The organism is Kribbella sp. NPDC051620 (genome assembly GCF_044453825.1).
GTDB lineage: Bacteria > Actinomycetota > Actinomycetes > Propionibacteriales > Kribbellaceae > Kribbella.
Genome location: NZ_JBITDB010000015.1, coordinates 3,794 through 4,973, shown reverse-complemented (window position 1 = coordinate 4,973; position 1,180 = coordinate 3,794). Strand labels below are relative to the sequence as shown.

Sequence of the window (1,180 nt, the reverse complement as noted above, 5' to 3'; positions counted from 1 at the left end):
GGTGTTGAGACAAGCCCTCGGCCTATTAGTACCAGTCAGCTCCACACCTTACGGCGCTTCCACTTCTGGCCTATCAACCCAGTGGTCTACTGGGGGCCTTACCCGATTAACTCGGTGGGAGACCTCATCTTGAAGCGTGCTTCCCGCTTAGATGCTTTCAGCGGTTATCACTCCCGAACGTAGCCAACCAGCCGTGCTCCTGGCGGAACAACTGGCACACCAGAGGTTCGTCCACCCCGGTCCTCTCGTACTAGGGGCAGCCCTTCTCAAGTCTCCTGCGCGCGCAGCGGATAGGGACCGAACTGTCTCACGACGTTCTAAACCCAGCTCGCGTGCCGCTTTAATGGGCGAACAGCCCAACCCTTGGGACCTACTCCAGCCCCAGGATGCGACGAGCCGACATCGAGGTGCCAAACCATCCCGTCGATATGGACTCTTGGGGAAGATCAGCCTGTTATCCCCGGGGTACCTTTTATCCGTTGAGCGACGGTGCTCCCACATGCCACCGCCGGATCACTAGTTCCGACTTTCGTCCCTGCTCGACATGTCTGTCTCACAGTCAAGCTCCCTTGTGCACTTACACTCGACACCTGATTGCCAACCAGGCTGAGGGAACCTTTGAGCGCCTCCGTTACCTTTTAGGAGGCGACCGCCCCAGTCAAACTACCCACCAGGCACTGTCCCTGATCCAGATAATGGACCTAAGTTAGACAGCCAGAACAACCAGAGTGGTATTTCAACGATGACTCCACCCGAACTGGCGTCCGAGCTTCACAGTCTCCCACCTATCCTACACAAGTTGTACCGACCACCAATACCAAGTTGTAGTAAAGGTCCCGGGGTCTTTCCGTCCTGCTGCGCGTAACGAGCATCTTTACTCGTAATGCAATTTCGCCGAGTCCATGGTTGAGACAGCGCCCAAGTCGTTACGCCATTCGTGCAGGTCGGAACTTACCCGACAAGGAATTTCGCTACCTTAGGATGGTTATAGTTACCACCGCCGTTTACTGGCGCTTAAGTTCAAAGCTTCGCCGGCCTAAACCAGCTAACCTGTCCCCTTAACGTTCCAGCACCGGGCAGGCGTCAGTCCGTATACATCGAATTACTTCTTCGCACGGACCTGTGTTTTTAGTAAACAGTCGCTTGGGCCTGGTCTCTGCGGCCATCAACGCTTCCCACG

1 rRNA gene (only partly in view) is annotated in these 1,180 nt (G+C 55.8%); it reads right to left on the bottom strand.

Annotated features, from left to right (window positions below):
• Positions 1 to 5 precede the first annotated feature (5 nt).
• Positions 6 to 1,180: ribosomal RNA gene (locus ACIA12_RS40550) — 23S ribosomal RNA — on the bottom strand; it runs 2,032 nt beyond the window's last position.